A 16,421-nucleotide genomic window follows, 5' to 3' on the forward strand; every position below is an offset into this window, starting at 1 on the left:
GGGGCGCGGGGCGCGGGGCGCGGGGCGCGGGGCGCGGGGCGCGGGGCGCGGGGCGCGGGGCGCGGGGCGCGGGGCGCGGGGCGCGGGGCGCGGGGGTGTCCAGACAGAAAGAGCTGACCGGAGGCACCCTCGGGGTGCCTCCGGTCAGCTATGTCGGTTTGCGGATTTAGTTCGCCATCAGATCGGCGCCACGCCAGCTGAAATCGGGCTCCGTTGCGAACCGCTCGGTGATCTTCACGAGATCCTCCGCGTACTTGTTCGCGTGGTGCCCGCAGAACACCAACTCGCTCCCACCCGCCAGAGTGATCCGGAGCTTCCCGGCAGCATTGCAGCGGTCGCACCGTTCATCGGCGGCTGGGGGAGCCGCCGTGACGGGCGGCGGCGTGAGGGTCGGGGTCATCGCCTTCCTCCTCTGGTCGTCACCGATGAACAATCTCTTCGGTCGTTGCTCACCTATCGTGCAACACCCTTACTAGGCACTGCCTTCCCTGTGTGCCCGCGGGGGACCGAGGTCACACCTGGAAGGGACAGTGTGCCGTGCACCCAGGGTGCCACGTCAACGATCACATTCGTGCATCCGGACGATCACCATCTGGTGTTGCACACCAGGTGGTCAAAACGACACGTTCGGTTGACGAAACCCGCTCAGTCCAGGTAATCCCGGAGGACCTGCGACCGGGACGGATGACGCAGCTTGGACATCGTCTTGGACTCGATCTGCCGGATCCGCTCCCGGGTCACCCCGTAGACCTGGCCGATCTCGTCGAGCGTCCGCGGCTGGCCGTCGGTCAGGCCGAAGCGCAGACGTACCACGCCCGCCTCACGCTCGGAGAGCGTCTGCAGCACCTGCTGGAGCTGGTCCTGCAGGAGCGAGAACGAGACGGCGTCGACGGCGACGACGGCCTCGGAATCCTCGATGAAGTCGCCGAGCTGGCTGTCGCCCTCGTCACCGATGGTCTGGTCCAGTGAGATGGGCTCCCGAGCGTACTGCTGGATCTCCAGCACCTTCTCGGGTGTGATGTCCATCTCCTTGGCCAGCTCCTCCGGGGTGGGCTCGCGGCCCAGGTCCTGGAGCAGCTCACGCTGTATGCGGCCGAGCTTGTTGATGACCTCGACCATGTGCACCGGGATGCGGATGGTGCGGGCCTGGTCGGCCATGGCGCGGGTGATGGCCTGTCGGATCCACCAGGTGGCGTACGTGGAGAACTTGTAGCCCTTGGTGTAGTCGAACTTCTCCACGGCCCGGATCAGACCGAGGTTGCCCTCCTGGATCAGGTCGAGGAAGGCCATGCCACGGCCCGTGTAGCGCTTGGCCAGCGACACCACCAGTCGGAGGTTCGCCTCCAGGAGGTGGTTCTTGGCCCGCTCGCCGTCGCGGGAGATCCAGCCCAGGTCACGGACCATCTCCCGGACGAGCTTCTCTTCGCCCTCGTCGGCGGCCCGCAGCCGCTCGGCGGCGTAGAGCCCGGCCTCGATCCGCTTGGCCAGCTCCACCTCCTGCTCGGCGTTGAGCAGCGGAACCTTGCCGATCTGCTTCAGGTACGCCCGGACGGAGTCGGCGGAGGCGGTCAGCTCGGCGTCGCGTCGCGCCTGCTTGAGGGCCTCGGACTCCTCGTCGTCCCACTCGAAGTCGTTGTCGGTCGCCGAGGCGGCGGCGTCGGTCTCGGCTGCCTGGGCCAGCTCGGCCGGCTCCTCGACCACCACGTCCTCGATCGCGGCGGCCAGCTCCTCCGGGTCGATCTCGCCCTCGGCGCCCTCGCCCTTGGCCTTGCCGCCAGCCTTGGTCGGCTTGGCCCCGGCAGCCGCTGCCACCGTCGCCTTGGTGGCTCGGGTCGACTTGGTCGCCTTCGTCGGCGTCGCCATTGCGGCCTCGGCGCCGGTCGCCTTGCGAGCGGCCACCTTGCGCGGGGCCGACGTCGCCGGGGCGTCGTCGCCGGCGGGTGCCTGCTTCGGAGCCGGCGCGGCGGCCTTCTTGGTGGTCTTGGCCGTGGTGGCCCGGGACGCGGGCGTGGTCGAGCGGGCCGCGGCGACGCGGCGGCGGGTGCTCGCCGAGCCGTCCACCACGACGGTCACTCCCGCCTCGGAGAGCGCCCGCAGGATCTTCTTGGCCTGGGCCGGAGTCACCTCGGCGGACTCGACGGTGCGCGCGAGCTGAGCCGACGTGAGCTGACCGCCGGCGCTCTGGGCGTGGGCGATCAGGGTGTCGGTGAGCGAGCGAACGTCGGCGCCGGGCTGGCGGGGTTCTGTCACGAATGACCTTCCGGAGGCGAAGAGCGGGCACGGCGGGTTCGTCCAGCGCAGCGAGGGTTACCGTGCCGGGCGATGTGGTTGAGGGACCCTCGTGTCACGGTCCGGCCGGTGGTCGGCGGTCCGTGCCGCGTGGGCAGGGGTGAATTGTAACGCCGTCTGCGGCGATCATCCTGCTCCGCACCGCGTACCGCCGGTGGGGACCGTCGGTGGGGTGGAGATATGGGCTTCGCGGTAATGATAGCCGCGCCTCCGGCGAAGGGCTTCCGTCGTTGCGCCGGGTGGCGCGCAGAACGTGTCCGAACTGCCGTTTGAGCAGGCAGTACGTGGTCGACGTGGCGGTTGCGAGGGTGCGCGTGTGGATCACCGGGGTCGTTGTCGGCCTGGCCGGTGGCGTCCCCACCGGGTCGCGGTTGGGCAACGGTTGTGAGCCGAGCGTGGACGGGGCGGTAAGCACTTAAGCGACATTACCAACCGAAAGGGGCATATTGGCGGAGGTCGGCCGCTCAAGCTTCGAGGGCGGTGCGGTGCGCCCACGTCGCAGCGGATCCCGGCGCCGAAGATCCTGCTCTGGTGCCGTCGTACGGCGTCGGGAACGATGATCTTCCGAGGCTGGGTCGGTAGTTTCACCCACCCACATGCACTCGGAGTGCGGAAAGAGGCGAATCATGACCAACTCGGCTACGACACCGTCGGAGCTGTTGACCATCGCGGTGAAGGTGGCTCGGGACGCGGCGGACACCGCGTACCGGATGCGTGCCGAGGGGGTCGTCGTCGCCGCCACCAAGAGCACCGTCACCGACGTGGTCACCGCCGCCGACCGCGCGGTCGAGCGGCAGATCCTCGCCGCTTTGGCCGCGCTACGCCCCGACGACTCGGTGCTGGGCGAGGAGTACGGCGAGGAAGCCGCCGGTGCGGCGCACAGCGGAGTGCGCTGGATCGTCGACCCGATCGACGGCACTGTGAACTACCTCTACGGGCTGCCGTACTCCGCTGTCTCGTTGGCCGCCGAGGTGAACGGGGTGGTGGTTGCCGGCGTCGTGCGCAACGTGAGTACCGGCGAGGAATGGACCGCCACGGCCGGCGGCGGGGCCTGGCGCGACGGTGCACGCCTGCGCTGCTCCGGCGAGGTGGACCTGGGGCAGGCACTGGTGGGCACCGGCTTCGGGTACGACGCCGGCCGTCGGGCGCACCAGGCGCAGGTGGTGGCCGGGCTGATCGCACACGTACGGGACATCCGCCGGCTCGGCGCCGCGGCGCTGGACCTCTGCCTGGTCGCCGAGGGGCGGCTCGACGCGTACTTCGAGAAGGGACTTGCGGCTTGGGACCTGGCGGCTGGCGGGCTGGTGGCCGCCGAGGCGGGGGTCCGGGTCGCTGGCCTGGCCGGTCGGCCGCCGGGGCCGGACCTGGTGGTCGCGGCACCGCCCGCGCTCTTCGCGCCGCTGCACGACCGGTTGGCCGCGCTGGACGCCTCCGGCGGCCCCTGACCGGCGGACCAGGTCGGCCGGCTCTGAGCGGCCGGCTCCGGCCTTCCGACACCCATTCCGGCCGGTGGGCCGGGTTCCGGCCGGTGGGCCGGGTCGCTACCGGTCGCCGGCCTGGCGCTGCGGGGGACCGGTTACGCCGTCACTTGGCGGGTGGGGACGGGCAGGCGCCCTTGGGTGCCTCCGGGGGGCCCGAGTCGCCGAGCGACTGGTTGACCTCGGTCGTGGTGGCGAGCTGCTGGAAGCGGTTGCCCAGCACCACGTCGACGGTGTCGTCGGCGCGCTTCGGGTCGTAGCCCGGCACCGCGTTGTTGAGGAAGTACGCCTGGAGCAGGTGCGCGGAACCGACGCCCTTCGGGCCGTACCGCAGCACCGCGACGCTGTCGACCTTCTTCTCGTTCCCGGTCTTCTTGACCTGGAACTGTCGATTGCTGAACTCGTCGGCGACGGTGTGGGCGAGGCCGGGCTGATCCGTGGCGTTGAAAACGTTGATCTTGACGTCCTTGCGCTCGCGCAGGGTCAGATCCGCCAGCGGCCAGCCCTCGGGGCAACCCGCCGCGGTGCCCACGTTGCCCTGGCTGTCGCGGACCACGGCCACGACGACGAAGACCAGGGCGATGATCGCCAGCAGGCCGACGACGACGAGTGCTCGCACGCGCGCAAAACTCATCAGGGCGCTCCCCGGAACCTCAGTGGGTGATGGCGGCCGGGAACGATCGCTCAGGCCGCCGGCCGTCGAATACGCCGCTGAGGTTAACGGTTGTCCGGCCGTCGCGTGGAAACAGCCCGACATGCCGGCGCGCCGACCGCGAACCGGGTACTACTACCCCTATCTTCGTGTCGCCTGAGTCACATTGGGAACAATCTCGCGTGCGGGGGCGTACATCTCAGCCGCAAGGGCGGTATACATGCCTCGCCCAAGGGGGGGTAAGGTTCCGCGCTCGCAGGGGAGTCTCCCCAGCGAGCTCGACCCGTTCGGTCCTCGGGTCGGGTGCCCGACACAAGTGATGGCCGGCCAGCGGAACCGAAACAGCGTCGTCCGGCGTTACAACCGGAAGCGACAACATCGATATGGGAGAGTGAAACCGATGGCCACCGACTACGACGCCCCGCGTCGCGACGAGGTCGACCTCGGCGAGGACAGCCTGGAAGAGCTCAAGGCACGGCGCGTCGACTCACAGTCGGGCGCGGTGGACGTCGACGAGGCCGAGGTCGCCGAGAGCTTTGAGCTGCCCGGTGCCGATCTGGCCGACGAGGAGCTCACGGTCAAGGTGCTTCCGATGCAGCAGGACGAGTTCCGGTGCGCCCGCTGCTTCCTGGTCCACCACCGTAGCCAGCTGGCAGTCGAGCGTAACGGCGAGCTGATCTGCCGCGAGTGCGTCTGACAAGCACGACAACACCGGCGGCGGCCTCCTGAACGGGGTCGCCGCTGCCGGTGTAGGCATGCGGCTGCGGTGGGTACCTGCTTGACTCGTAGCGGGTAGCCACAGCACCGGGAGGTCCGATGAGCGATCGAGGCGGCACCACCGAAGGCGGCACGGACGGCCTGGGTGCCACCCGTGGCACGGACGACCTCGGTGCCACCCGTGGCACGGACGACCTCGGTGCCGACGGTGGCACCGACGACCTCGGTGCCGACGGTGGCACGGACGACCTCGGTGCCGACGGTGGCTCGGACGACCTCGGTGCCACCGTCGCGGCGTTGACCGCGGACGACATCGCGCCGGCCCGACGCCGCCAACTACTGACCCGGATGGTCGGGCAGGCCCGTGCGCGGGGCATCTCCGACCTGTTCAAGCCCCGTGCCGCCGTGCGGTGGATGGTCGACGCCGTGGCCGAGATCGCCCCGCACGTGCCGGTACGGGACCTGGACACGTTGCGCCAGCACTTCCCCGGCCTGGATGACACCGCCCTGGCCGACCGGCTCATCCGTAACGCGTCGAGGACCACCGCCGCCATCGGCGCGGCCGGTGGGGGCGTCGCGGCCGTCGAGTGGACGGTGGCCCCGACCCTGCTCTCCGCGCCGGTGCTGCTCGCCGCCGAGACCGTGGCCGTGGTGGCGGTGGAGCTGAAACTCGTCGGCGAGCTGCACGAGATCCACGGCGTGGCGCTACCGGCCGCTGGCAGCCAACGGGCGGTCGCGCTGGTGCACTCCTGGGCCACTCAACGCGGCGTCAACCCGATGGTGCCCGGCGTGGGAGTGGGAGCGGTGCTCGGCACCGCCGCCCGCAAAGAGTTGCGGGACATGCTGCTGCGGCGCTTCGGTCGCAACCTCACCACGCTCGGGCCGTTCCTGACCGGGGCGGCGGTGGCCAGCTTCCTCAACCGTCGGGCCACCCAGCAGATGGCCGAGCAACTCCAGATGGACCTGCGCCGGCGGGGCATCGCCCGGCCCGCGCCACCGGCGGCCCTCCCAGGCCCGCCGACCGGCACCTGAGCGGGCCCTTCGGCGTCAGACCGGCAATTGAGCGGCTCTTCGCCGTCGGACCGGCACCTGAGCGGCCCTCGGCGTCGGGTCAGCCCCGCTCGCCCGCCGTCGGGTGGGAGGCCGACAGGGCGTCCCGTGCGGTCAGCACCGCTTCGGCCAGCTCGACCGGGTGGCGGGTGCTCACCACCCAGAACGGGGTCGGGTCCGCGGGATCGTCGAGGATCACCTGCACGGCGCCGCCGATCCACGGTCGCTGCACCACGAAGGCGAGCGGGTCCGCGCCGACGCCGAGCACCTCACGTCGGCCGGCCACGTCCAGCGGCACCACGTCGGCCACAAAACGGACCGGCAGGCGGGCGTCGTCCACCCGCAGCTCGGCGTCGGCAACTGCGACCCGGATCCGGCCCAGCCACCACAGCCCCACCGCGGTGAGCGGCACCAGCACGGCGAACGGCAGCCAGGAGCGGACGCCGGGGGCGCCCATCCAGATCTCGACGGCCAGCAACGCGGCGGCCACCAGCCCGGCCAGCCACAGCCACCAGGGCAGATTCAACCGCTCGGAGTACGCCGAGCGGGCGGCGACCGGCGGCTGATCGGCGGACGGGGAGGGCGACATGCTCACTCCTGCGAGGGTACGGCGCACGGCGGCTCGACGAACCGGCAGGATGGCAGGGTCACCCCGCGAACCGGACGGAAGAGGGGACCCGTGACCGACGTCGTACCCGTGCCTGTGCAGTTGCTCGACCCGGAGTTGCCGTTGCCCACGTACGCGCATCCCGGCGATGCCGGGGCCGACCTGGTGGCGGCTGCGGACGTGGAGCTGCCACCTGGCGGCCGTGCCCTGGTGCCCACCGGCGTGGCCATCGCGCTGCCGGAGGGGTACGTGGGCCTGGTCCATCCTCGCTCCGGTCTGGCGGCCAGGCTCGGCGTGACGGTGCTCAACGCGCCCGGTACGGTCGACGCCGGCTACCGGGGTGAGATCCTGGTCAACCTGATCAATCATGATCGGGATGTGCCGGCGAAGATCTCCCGCGGCGATCGGATCGCTCAGCTCGTGGTCCAGCAGGTCGCGCGGGCGCGGTTCGAGCCGGTGGTCGAGCTGCCCGCGTCCCGGCGCGGGGCTGGTGGGCACGGGTCCACTGGTGGGCACGCCGGGCTGGTGCCGTCGCCGACGGGCCAGGACCGGGTCGAGCGGCGGCCGAGCGAGCCGGGCCGCGGGCAGACGGAAGAGGTGGCAGGGTGAGTGTGAACAGCGGAGGGCAGGCGCAGTGATCTTCTCCCGAAAGCGGGCCGACGCGGAACGGCAGACCCGCGACGAGCGAGCCACCCAGGTCCCGGACCAGGGCGATGCGACGCCGACGTTGGAGCGCGGCCCGTACGACATCTCCGAGAGCTACGACGACGTGCAGCGACTCGACCTGGGCAGCCTGCACATCCCGGCGATCGCCGACGTCGAGGTGCGGGTGCAGGCCGACCCCCAGGGTGTGGTCCAGCAGGTGGTGCTGGTGCACGGTGACAACGCGCTCCAGTTGGGCGTCTTCGCCGCCCCCCGGTCCGAGGGCATCTGGGACGAGGTGCGTGAGGAGATCCGGCAGTCGCTGCTCCGCGACGGCGCGAGCGCGCAGGAGGTCGCCGGCGAGTACGGCCCGGAGCTGCACGCACAGGTGAATACCCCGGACGGCGCGACGAACCTGCGGTTCGTCGGAATCGACGGGCCGCGTTGGATGGTCCGGGGCGTCTTCCAGGGCCCGGTGGCCACCGACCCGGCCATGGCCGGTCCGCTCGTCGAGTGCCTGGACGGCCTGGTGGTCGACCGTGGGCAGGAGGCGAAGCCGGTCCGCGAGCCCCTGCCGCTGCGGCTGCCCCGGGAGATCGCCGACCAGGCCGAGGCCGAGGCGGGCGACGCCGCCGCCGCGCCGCGTCAGGTCTGACCCGCGCGCACCGGCCCGCCGGAACCAGCCCCGTCGGCGTACGCTGGCGGCACGGTTCCGGCGCCGCCGGGGCCGGCCGGGGACGGCGAGCGTGGAGAGGGTGACGCGGAGGTCATGACGACCGACGAGGGCCGGGTGTCGCTGCGGCGCATCCTGCAGAGGTTCACCGCCAGCGAGGCCGAGATCGACGCGCAGGAGCTGCGTCGGGAGAGCGCCCAGTGCGGTGGGATCCCCGCCCAGCAGTGTTCCCGGGGTCAGCTGGTCTCGGTCGCCGGTCGGCTGCGCACCGTGGTCTACACGCCGCGCACCAACCTGCCGACCCTTGAGGCCGACCTGTACGACGGCAGTGACGTGGTCACCCTGGTCTGGCTGGGGCGACGGCACATCGCCGGGATCGAGCCGGGACGGCATCTGACCGCCCGTGGCCGGGTGGCCGTGCGGGACGATCGCAAGGTCATCTACAACCCCTACTACGAGCTGGACTCGCCCAAGTGACGGCACTGCGGACGGAAGGCCGGCGATGACGACGGGACAGGACCGGGCGGCACAGCCGGATACCGACCCTCAGGACGAGGAGCCGCTGCCGACGATCGCCGAGCAGATGGCCGACCAGCTCGGCGGCTGGCGCGGGCTGGTCGAGTCCAGCATCCCGGTCGTGGTGTTCGTCGTCGCCAACGTCATCGGCGAGCTGCGGCCGGCGGTGATCGCGTCGATCGCGGTCGCCGTGTTGATCGCGGGGCTGCGGCTGGCCCAGCGTCGACCGATCCGACACGCCGTCAACGGGCTCTTCGGCGTCGGTGTCGGCGCGGCCATCGCGTGGCGCACCGGCGACGAGCGTGACTTCTACCTTCCCGGCATCCTCTACGGCATCGGCTACGGCATCGCCCTGCTGGTCTCGGCCGCGATCCGGCAGCCGTTGGTGGGCTGGATCTGGTCGGTGTTGGTGGCCAAGGGCCGTTCGGAGTGGCGGTCCGACCCGAAGCTGGTACGCACGTTCACCCAGCTGACGGTGCTCTGGGGCGTGGTCTGGCTTGCCAAGGTGGGCGTGCAGGCCGGGCTCTACCTGGCCCACCAGGACACCGCGTTGGGCGTGGCCCGGCTGGCGTTGGGCTACCCGCCGTACGCGCTGCTGTTGCTGATCACGGTCTGGACGGTGCGCCGGGTCACCCGGGAGGCGCCGCCGGCCCCGCTGCCCAGCGCCTGAGCGACGTCGGGCGGCCGGCCCGCTCAGCCCCGTGCGGGTCAGCGTGAGCCGCGGGTCCGTTCGACGCTGTCCGGCCCGAGGATCACCGCGCGGACGGCGTCCTCCACCTCGGCGGTGCAGACGAAGATCAGCTCGTCCCCGGCCTCGATCGGGTCGTCCGGGCTGGGCACCAGGACCCGCTTGCCGCGCAGGATCGCCACCAGGGCGGCGTCTCGGGGCAGCGGCACGGCGTGGATCGGTTGACCGACGTAGGGGGCGGTCGGCGGCAGGGTGATCTCGACGAGGTTCGCCTCGCCCTGTCGGAAGGTCATCAGCCGGACCAGGTCGCCGACGGTGACCGCCTCCTCGACGAGCGCGGCCATCACCCGCGGCTTGCTCACCGCGACGTCCACGCCCCACTGTTCGGTGAACAGCCACTCGTTCTCGGCCCGGTTGACCCGGGCGACCACCCGGGGCACCGCGAACTCGGTCTTGGCCAGCAGCGACAGCACCAGGTTGGTCTTGTCGTCGCCGGTCGCCGCGACCACCACGTCGCAGCCGGCGACGTCGGCCTCCTCCAGGCTGCTCACCTCGCACGCGTCGGCCAGCACCCACTCGGCGGCCGGCACCCGGTCCGGGCGAAGCATCTTGGGTTGACGCTCGATCAGCATCACCTGGTGGCCGTTGTCGATCAGCTCCTGGGCGATCGAGCGGCCGACGTTGCCCGCGCCCGCGATGGCGACCCGCATGGCTCAGTGCCCTCCTTCCGGCGGCGTCGCCGCCACCGACGTGACAGTCGCCACGATGTCATCGCTGACCAGCATGAACGCCTGGTCGCCCTCCTGAATGACTGTGGAGCCGGTGGGCAGTGTGCCGATGCCGAAGCGGATCAGGTAGGCCACCCGCGCCCCGGTCGCGTCCTCCAGCGTCCGCACCGGCCGGCCGATCCAGTCCTTGTGTACGGGCACCTCGACGATCGACACCGTGCTCGTGGGGTCGCGGAAGATCTCCACGTTGCCCTCCGGGACCAAATGCCGAAGCATCCGGTCCGCCGTCCACCGCACGGTCGCCACGGTGGGGATGCCCAGCCGCTCGTAGACCTGCGCCCGGCGCTGGTCGTAGATGCGGGCGGCGACCCGGGACACGCCGAACGTCTCGCGGGCCAGCCGGGCCGAGATGATGTTGGAGTTGTCGCCGCTCGACACCGCCGCGAAGGCGTCCGCGCGTTCGATGCCGGCCTGCCGGAGCACCTCGCCGTCGAAACCGGCCCCGGTCACGGTGATCCCGGCGAAGTCGGGGCCGAGCCGGCGGAAGGCGTCGGCATCCTGGTCGATCACCGCCACCGAGTGCCCTCGGGACTCCAGGCTGTGGGCGAGCGTCGATCCGACCCGACCACATCCCATGATCACGACGTGCACGCTGTCCCTCCCAAGGTGCGTACCACTCCCGTTGCCGGTGGCCTTCGAGTGCGAGCCTGCCACGTCCCGGTGGCGAGCGGGGACCGACCGTACCCCGCCGTCGCGAGCAGCGGTGATCGCCCACCCCCGCGCCCCCGCCGTGGTGGTCGTACTCTTGGCGTTCGTGGCCAGTCCCACCTCGCTGCTGAAGCGGCTTCTTCTCGGTCGACCGTTCCGGTCCGACCGGCTCCAGCACACCCTCCTGCCGAAGCGCATCGCGCTGCCCGTGTTCGCGTCCGACGCGCTGTCCAGCGTCGCGTACGCGCCCGACGAGATCCTGCTGACCCTCTCCATCGCCGGTGCCTCCGCGTACGTCTTCTCGCCGTGGATCGCGCTGGCCGTGGTCGTGGTCATGCTCACCGTGGTGGCGAGCTACCGGCAGAACGTGCACGCCTACCCGTCCGGTGGCGGCGACTACGAGGTGGCCACTGTCAACCTGGGGCCGAAGTTCGGCGTCGGGGTGGCCAGCGCGTTGCTGGTCGACTACGTGCTCACGGTGGCGGTGTCGGTCTCCTCCGGGGTGGCCAACCTGGGCTCGGTGGTGCCGTTCGTGGCCACCCACAAGGTCCTGATCGCGGTGAGCGCGGTCGTCCTGCTGAGCGCGGTCAACCTGCGTGGGCTGCGCGAGTCGGGCACGGCGTTCGCCATCCCCACCTACGGCTTCGTGATCGTGATGGCCGGGATGCTGCTCACCGGTCTGTTCAGGGTCTTCGTCATGGGTGACGAGCTGCGCGCGCCGAGCGCCGACCTGGTGATCCAGGCCGAGCACAGTGTGACCGGTTTCGCGCTCATCTTCCTGCTGCTGCGGACGTTCAGCTCGGGCGCCGCCGCGCTCACCGGTGTCGAGGCGATCTCCAACGGGGTGCCCGCGTTCAAGGCGCCGAAGAGCCGCAACGCCGCCACCACCCTGCTGCTGCTCGGCAGCATCTCGGTGAGCATGCTGGTCGGGATCATCTGGCTGTCCCGGCTGACCCACCTCCAGTTCGTGGAGGACCCGGGCCTCCAGATCGTCTCCGGCCCCGAGGGGTACGTGCAGAAGACGGTCACCACCCAGCTCGGCGAGACGGTCTTCGGCTCCGGGTCCATTCTGCTCTACGTGGTGGCCGGGATGACCGCCCTGATCCTCTTCCTGGCCGCGAACACCGCGTTCAACGGCTTCCCGGTGCTCGGCTCGATCCTCGCCCAGGACCGCTACCTGCCCCGCCAGTTCCACACCCGGGGCGACCGGCTGGCCTTCTCCAACGGCATCGTCTTCCTGGCTCTCTTCGCGATCGTGCTGATCGTCGGTTTCCAGGCTGAGGTGACCCGACTCATCCAGCTCTACATCGTCGGAGTCTTCGTCTCGTTCACCGTCTCCCAGGCCGGCATGATCCGGCACTGGAACCGGCACCTGCGCACCGAGCGGGACCCGGAGGCGCGTCGCCGGATGCACCGCTCGCGCGCCATCAACACCTTCGGCGCGGGCCTGACCGGCGCGGTGCTGGTGATCGTCCTGATCACGAAGTTCCTGCTCGGCGCCTGGATCGCCATCGCCGCGATGGCGGTGATCTACGTGCTGATGCTGGCGATCCGCCGGCACTACGACCGGATCGCCGTCGAGCTGACCCCGCCGGACGAGGGCCGGGCCGTGCTGCCCGCCCGCAACCACGCCATCGTGCTGGTCAGCAAGCTGCACCAGCCGACGCTGCGGGCCATCGCCTACGCCCGCGCCACCCGGCCGGACACGCTCACCGCGGTGACTGTCAACGTGGACGAGAAGGACACCCGGGACCTGCAGGCCGACTGGGAGCGACGGGAGATGGCCATCCCGCTCACCGTGATCGACTCGCCGTACCGGGAGATCACCCGCCCGATCCTCGACTTCGTCGCCTCCACCCGCCGCAAGTCGCCCCGGGACGTGGTCACCGTGTTCATCCCCGAGTACGTGGTCGGCCGTTGGTGGGAGAACCTGCTGCACAACCAGAGCGCCCTGCGCCTCAAGGGCCGGCTGCTCTTCGAACCGGGGGTCATGGTGGTCAGCGTGCCGTGGCAGCTCGCGTCGACAGCGAGCAAGAACCTGGACCGGCTGGACGCCACACTGTCCCGGACACCGGCGCGTGGGCCACGGAGCGCCGTGCCACCGCCGGTCGCCGCACCGCCGGTGGCCGCCGCGCCGCCCGGCGAGGGCGGGCCCGAGAACAGCGCAACGATGGGGAACACTCGTGACTGAGCCAGGCGGTCAGCGGACCGCGACATCCGGGACGCCGTTGGCGTCGGCCTCACCGGCGTTCGAGCGGGGCCTGGCCGAGACGGACCGGGTCGAGCTGACCGTCGACGCGGTCGCGCCCGGCGGGCACTGTGTCGCCCGGGTGGACGGGCAGGTGGTCTTCGTCCGGCACGCGCTGCCGGGTGAGCGGGTCGTCGCCGAGGTCACCGAGGTGCACCGGGGGTTCGTCCGCGCCGACGCGGTGACAGTGCTGGACCCCTCACCGGACCGGGTCGAGCCGCCCTGCCCGTACGCGAAGCCGGGTGCCTGCGGGGGCTGCGACCTCCAGCACGTCGCACCGGCCGCCCAGCTGGCCTGGAAGACCGCAGTGGTCCGCGAGCAGTTGGTCCGCCTCGGTGGGCTGACCGACGTCGAGCTGGACCGCCTCGGCGTGCGCGTCGAGGCGTTGCCCGGTGGGCTGCTCGGCTGGCGCTCCCGGGTCCGTTACGCGGTCGACGCCGCCGACCGTGCCGGCCTGCTCAAGCACCGCTCGCACGAGGTGGTGCCGATCGACCGCTGCCGGATCGCCCACCCAGCCATCCAGCAGCTTCCGGTACTCACCCCCACCGGTGCGCGCTGGCCGGCCGCCGAGGCGGTGGAGACCGTCGCCAGCACCGGCGGAGACGTGACCGTCACGGAGATCCGCGACGGGGCGCCCGCCCCGGTCAGTGGCCCGACCGAGGTCCGCGAGGTCGCCGCCGGACGGGACTGGACGCTGCCCGCTTCCGCGTTCTGGCAGGTGCACCCGGCCGCCGCGGACGCCCTCTCCGCAGCCGTGCTGGAGTTGCTGGACCCGCAGCCGGGCGAGGTCGCCTGGGACCTCTACGGCGGCGCTGGGCTGTTCGCCGCCGGGCTGGCCGCACGGGTCGGCGCGACCGGCCGGGTGACAGTCGTCGAAGCGGCGGCGCAGGGTGTCGCCGCCGCCCGGGAGAACCTCGCCGACCAGCCCAGCGTCGAGGTGGTGTCGGCCCGGGTGGAGACCGCCCTGGCCCGCCGACGGATCACCGGCCCGGTCGACGTGGTGGTGCTCGACCCGCCGCGCTCCGGGGCCGGCGCCCAGGTGGTCCGCGCGCTGGTCGCCGCCGGCCCGCGGGCGGTCGCGTACGTGGCCTGCGACCCGGCCGCCTTCGCCAGGGACGTGCGTACCTTCGCCGACCTCGGTTGGCGACTGGCGGCGCTCCGGGGCTTCGACCTCTTCCCGATGACCCAGCACGTCGAGCAGGTCGGGCTGCTGCTTCCCCCGGACGTGCGGTAGAACACCCGCGTCGGCGCCTGACCGGGTGCTCAGCTGCCCACTCCCGGCCCGGCCCGGGTGCGTGCGGCTCGGGCCGGGCTGCGGAGTACCGGGGGGCCGATAGACTCTCCGTTCATGAGTGTTGAAGAGGACACGGCCAACCACGGCCGGCTGCTGGGGACGGTTCGCGGTCCGCAGGACGTCAAGCGGATGTCTGGCGAGGAACTGGACGTCCTCGCCGCCGAGATCCGGGACTTCCTGATCACCAAGGTCTCCCGCACCGGCGGGCACGTCGGGCCCAACCTCGGTGTGGTCGAGCTGACGCTCGCCATGCATCGCGTCTTCGACTCCCCCCGGGACCGGCTCCTGTTCGACACCGGCCACCAGGCGTACGTACACAAGATCCTTACCGGGCGTCAGGCCGGCTTCGACAAGCTCCGCCAGCGCGGTGGCCTCTCCGGCTACCCCAGCCAGGCGGAGAGCGAGCACGACCTCATCGAGAACTCGCACGCTTCCACCGCGCTGTCCTACGCCGACGGCCTCGCCAAGGCGTACGCCCTCCGGGGCGAGGCGCGCAGCGTCGTGGCCGTGGTCGGCGACGGCGCGCTGACCGGCGGCATGTGCTGGGAGGCGCTGAACAACATCGCCACCGCCGGCAACTCCCTCGTGATCGTGGTCAACGACAACGGCCGGTCCTACTCGCCGACCATCGGCGGGCTGGCCGACCATCTCTCCTCGCTGCGGCTCAACCCCGGCTACGAGAAAGTCCTCGACACCGTCAAGGACGCCCTCGGCTCCACGCCGCTCGTCGGCAAGCCGATGTACGAGGTGCTGCACGCGGTCAAGAAGGGCATCAAGGACGCGGTCGCCCCGCAGGCCATGTTCGAGGACCTGGGCATCAAGTACGTGGGCCCGGTGGACGGGCACGACGTGACGGCGGTCGAGGCGGCGCTGCGCGCGGCCAAGAACTTCGGCGGCCCGGTCATCGTGCACGCCGTCACCCGCAAGGGCTACGGCTACCGTCCCGCCGAGGAGGACGAGGCCGACTGCCTGCACGGCCCCGGCAGCGCCTTCGACGTGGAGACCGGCGCGCTGCTGGCGGCCCCGTCGGTGAAGTGGACGCACGTCTTCGCCGACGAGCTGCTGGCCATCGCCGACGAGCGCCCGGACGTGGTGGGCATCACCGCCGCCATGGCCGAGCCGACCGGCATCGCCAAGCTGGCCCGCAAGTACCCCGAGCGGGTGTACGACGTGGGCATCGCCGAGCAGCACGCGGCCACCTCGGCGGCCGGGTTGGCGCTCGGTGGCCTGCACCCGGTGGTCGCGGTCTACGCCACCTTCCTCAACCGCGCCTTCGACCAGGTCCTGCTGGACGTGGCGATGCACAAGCTGCCGGTGACCTTCGTGCTGGACCGGGCGGGCATCACCGGCCCGGACGGGCCCAGCCACTACGGCATCTGGGACATGTCGGTCTTCGGAGTGGTGCCGGGGCTGCGGATCGCCGCTCCCCGCGACGCCGCCACCCTGCGCGAGGAACTGCGCGAGGCGATGGCCGTCGACAACGGCCCGACAGTGGTGCGGTTCCCGACCGGTGCGGTCGCCGCGGACCTGCGGGCGCTGCGCCGGGTCGGCACTGTCGACGTGCTGGCCGAGTCCGCCCGTACCGACGTGCTGCTCGTCGCCGTCGGCTCCTTCGGCCAGTTGGGCATGGAGGTGGCCGCCCGGGTCGCCGAGCAGGGCTACGGCGTCACCGTCGTCGACCCCCGCTGGGTGCGTCCGGTCCCGGCGGAACTGGTCGACCTGGCCGCCCGCCACCGGCTCGTGGTCAGCGTCGAGGACGGCGTCCGAGTCGGCGGGGTGGGCGACGCGCTCGCCCAGGCGATGCGCGACGCCGACGTCCGGGTGCCGCTCAAGGACCTGGGTGTACCGGCCGACTGGCACCCGCACGGCACCCGCGCGCAGATCCTCGCCGACCTGGGTCTGACCGCTCAGGACGTGGCCCGCAACGTCACCGGTTGGATCTCCGGCCTGGACGCCACCCCGGACCGCCTCACCCCCAGCGACGCAGCCGCACAGAACTGACGAGACAAACAACGGCGGGCGTCCCTCGGGACGCCCGCCGTCGCATATCCACCCCAGTCCCCAGTCCCCAGTCCGCAGTCCGCAGTCCGCACCCTCAGGCCGCAGTCCGCAGGCCGCAGCCCGCAGCCCG

Annotated in this window: 16 protein-coding genes; 10 read left to right on the forward strand and 6 right to left on the reverse strand. The window is 71.6% G+C overall.

Annotated features, from left to right (window positions below; genetic code table 11):
• Positions 1-166: 166 nt before the first annotated feature.
• Positions 167-400, reverse strand: a complete 234-nt coding sequence (locus ACFYPG_RS31095; RefSeq protein ID WP_091402071.1) for a hypothetical protein — start codon at positions 398-400, stop codon at positions 167-169.
• A 245-nt stretch (positions 401-645) separates the two neighbouring features.
• The gene (locus tag ACFYPG_RS31100) at positions 646-2,250 is read right to left on the reverse strand and encodes an RNA polymerase sigma factor (protein ID WP_355009337.1); all 1,605 of its coding nucleotides are present in this window, start codon (positions 2,248-2,250) and stop codon (positions 646-648) included.
• A gap of 665 nt (positions 2,251-2,915) precedes the next feature.
• Between ACFYPG_RS31100 and ACFYPG_RS31105 the strand changes: the two genes are divergently transcribed.
• Positions 2,916-3,734 (forward strand): inositol monophosphatase family protein, encoded by an 819-nt coding sequence (locus ACFYPG_RS31105; protein ID WP_355009338.1) that lies wholly within the window; start codon positions 2,916-2,918, stop codon positions 3,732-3,734.
• 139 nt (positions 3,735-3,873) lie between these two features.
• Here the strand turns inward: ACFYPG_RS31105 and ACFYPG_RS31110 are convergent, their stop codons facing one another.
• The gene (locus tag ACFYPG_RS31110; protein WP_355009418.1) at positions 3,874-4,386 is read right to left on the reverse strand and encodes a LytR C-terminal domain-containing protein; all 513 of its coding nucleotides are present in this window, start codon (positions 4,384-4,386) and stop codon (positions 3,874-3,876) included.
• A 433-nt stretch (positions 4,387-4,819) separates the two neighbouring features.
• Between ACFYPG_RS31110 and ACFYPG_RS31115 the strand changes: the two genes are divergently transcribed.
• Complete coding sequence (locus ACFYPG_RS31115; RefSeq protein WP_007075406.1) at positions 4,820-5,116, forward strand: DUF4193 domain-containing protein; 297 nt, start codon at positions 4,820-4,822, stop codon at positions 5,114-5,116.
• 119 nt (positions 5,117-5,235) lie between these two features.
• Entirely contained in the window at positions 5,236-6,168 is a 933-nt protein-coding gene (locus ACFYPG_RS31120; protein ID WP_387354796.1) for a hypothetical protein, read from the forward strand.
• Positions 6,169-6,247: 79 nt separating this feature from the next.
• On the opposite strand, the gene ACFYPG_RS31125 is transcribed toward ACFYPG_RS31120, so the two are convergent.
• Positions 6,248-6,781: a DUF3093 domain-containing protein gene (locus ACFYPG_RS31125; protein WP_387354798.1), complete on the reverse strand. Its 534-nt coding sequence runs from the start codon at positions 6,779-6,781 to the stop codon at positions 6,248-6,250.
• Positions 6,782-6,865: 84 nt separating this feature from the next.
• On the opposite strand from ACFYPG_RS31125, the gene dut reads away from it, so the two are divergent.
• The 4 genes from dut to ACFYPG_RS31145 all read left to right on the forward strand — a co-directional run bounded on the left by dut (position 6,866) and on the right by ACFYPG_RS31145 (position 9,294).
• Complete coding sequence (gene dut / locus ACFYPG_RS31130; protein WP_355009340.1) at positions 6,866-7,402, forward strand: dUTP diphosphatase; 537 nt, start codon at positions 6,866-6,868, stop codon at positions 7,400-7,402.
• Positions 7,403-7,427: 25 nt separating this feature from the next.
• On the forward strand, positions 7,428-8,090 hold the full coding sequence (locus ACFYPG_RS31135; RefSeq protein WP_238683354.1) for a DUF3710 domain-containing protein: 663 nt from the start codon (positions 7,428-7,430) through the stop codon (positions 8,088-8,090).
• A gap of 114 nt (positions 8,091-8,204) precedes the next feature.
• Entirely contained in the window at positions 8,205-8,585 is a 381-nt protein-coding gene (locus tag ACFYPG_RS31140; protein ID WP_238671853.1) for an OB-fold nucleic acid binding domain-containing protein, read from the forward strand.
• 25 nt (positions 8,586-8,610) lie between these two features.
• Positions 8,611-9,294: a DUF3159 domain-containing protein gene (locus ACFYPG_RS31145; protein WP_355009342.1), complete on the forward strand. Its 684-nt coding sequence runs from the start codon at positions 8,611-8,613 to the stop codon at positions 9,292-9,294.
• A 38-nt stretch (positions 9,295-9,332) separates the two neighbouring features.
• Here ACFYPG_RS31145 and ACFYPG_RS31150 read toward each other — a convergent pair whose 3' ends face one another.
• Together ACFYPG_RS31150 and ACFYPG_RS31155 are read right to left on the reverse strand one after the other, a co-directional pair.
• A complete protein-coding gene (locus ACFYPG_RS31150) occupies positions 9,333-10,022 on the reverse strand; it encodes a TrkA family potassium uptake protein (protein ID WP_355009343.1) in 690 nt (229 codons plus the stop codon).
• 3 nt (positions 10,023-10,025) lie between these two features.
• Complete coding sequence (locus ACFYPG_RS31155) at positions 10,026-10,691, reverse strand: TrkA family potassium uptake protein (RefSeq protein WP_355009344.1); 666 nt, start codon at positions 10,689-10,691, stop codon at positions 10,026-10,028.
• 163 nt (positions 10,692-10,854) lie between these two features.
• Here ACFYPG_RS31155 and ACFYPG_RS31160 point away from each other — a divergent pair, with 163 nt between their 5' ends.
• From ACFYPG_RS31160 to dxs, 3 genes are all read left to right on the forward strand, one after another.
• Positions 10,855-12,939 carry an APC family permease gene (locus tag ACFYPG_RS31160; RefSeq protein ID WP_355009345.1) on the forward strand — a complete coding sequence of 695 codons (2,085 nt, stop codon included), beginning with the start codon at positions 10,855-10,857 and terminating at the stop codon, positions 12,937-12,939.
• Between the two features lie 37 nt (positions 12,940-12,976).
• Positions 12,977-14,230, forward strand: coding sequence for a class I SAM-dependent RNA methyltransferase (locus tag ACFYPG_RS31165; RefSeq protein ID WP_387354875.1), 1,254 nt, complete (start codon positions 12,977-12,979; stop codon positions 14,228-14,230).
• A gap of 114 nt (positions 14,231-14,344) precedes the next feature.
• Positions 14,345-16,291, forward strand: coding sequence for a 1-deoxy-D-xylulose-5-phosphate synthase (gene dxs / locus ACFYPG_RS31170; RefSeq protein WP_387354801.1), 1,947 nt, complete (start codon positions 14,345-14,347; stop codon positions 16,289-16,291).
• Positions 16,292-16,421 lie beyond the last annotated feature (130 nt).

The organism is Micromonospora sp. NPDC005553, assembly GCF_042871765.1.
Taxonomy (GTDB): Bacteria; Actinomycetota; Actinomycetes; order Mycobacteriales; family Micromonosporaceae; genus Micromonospora.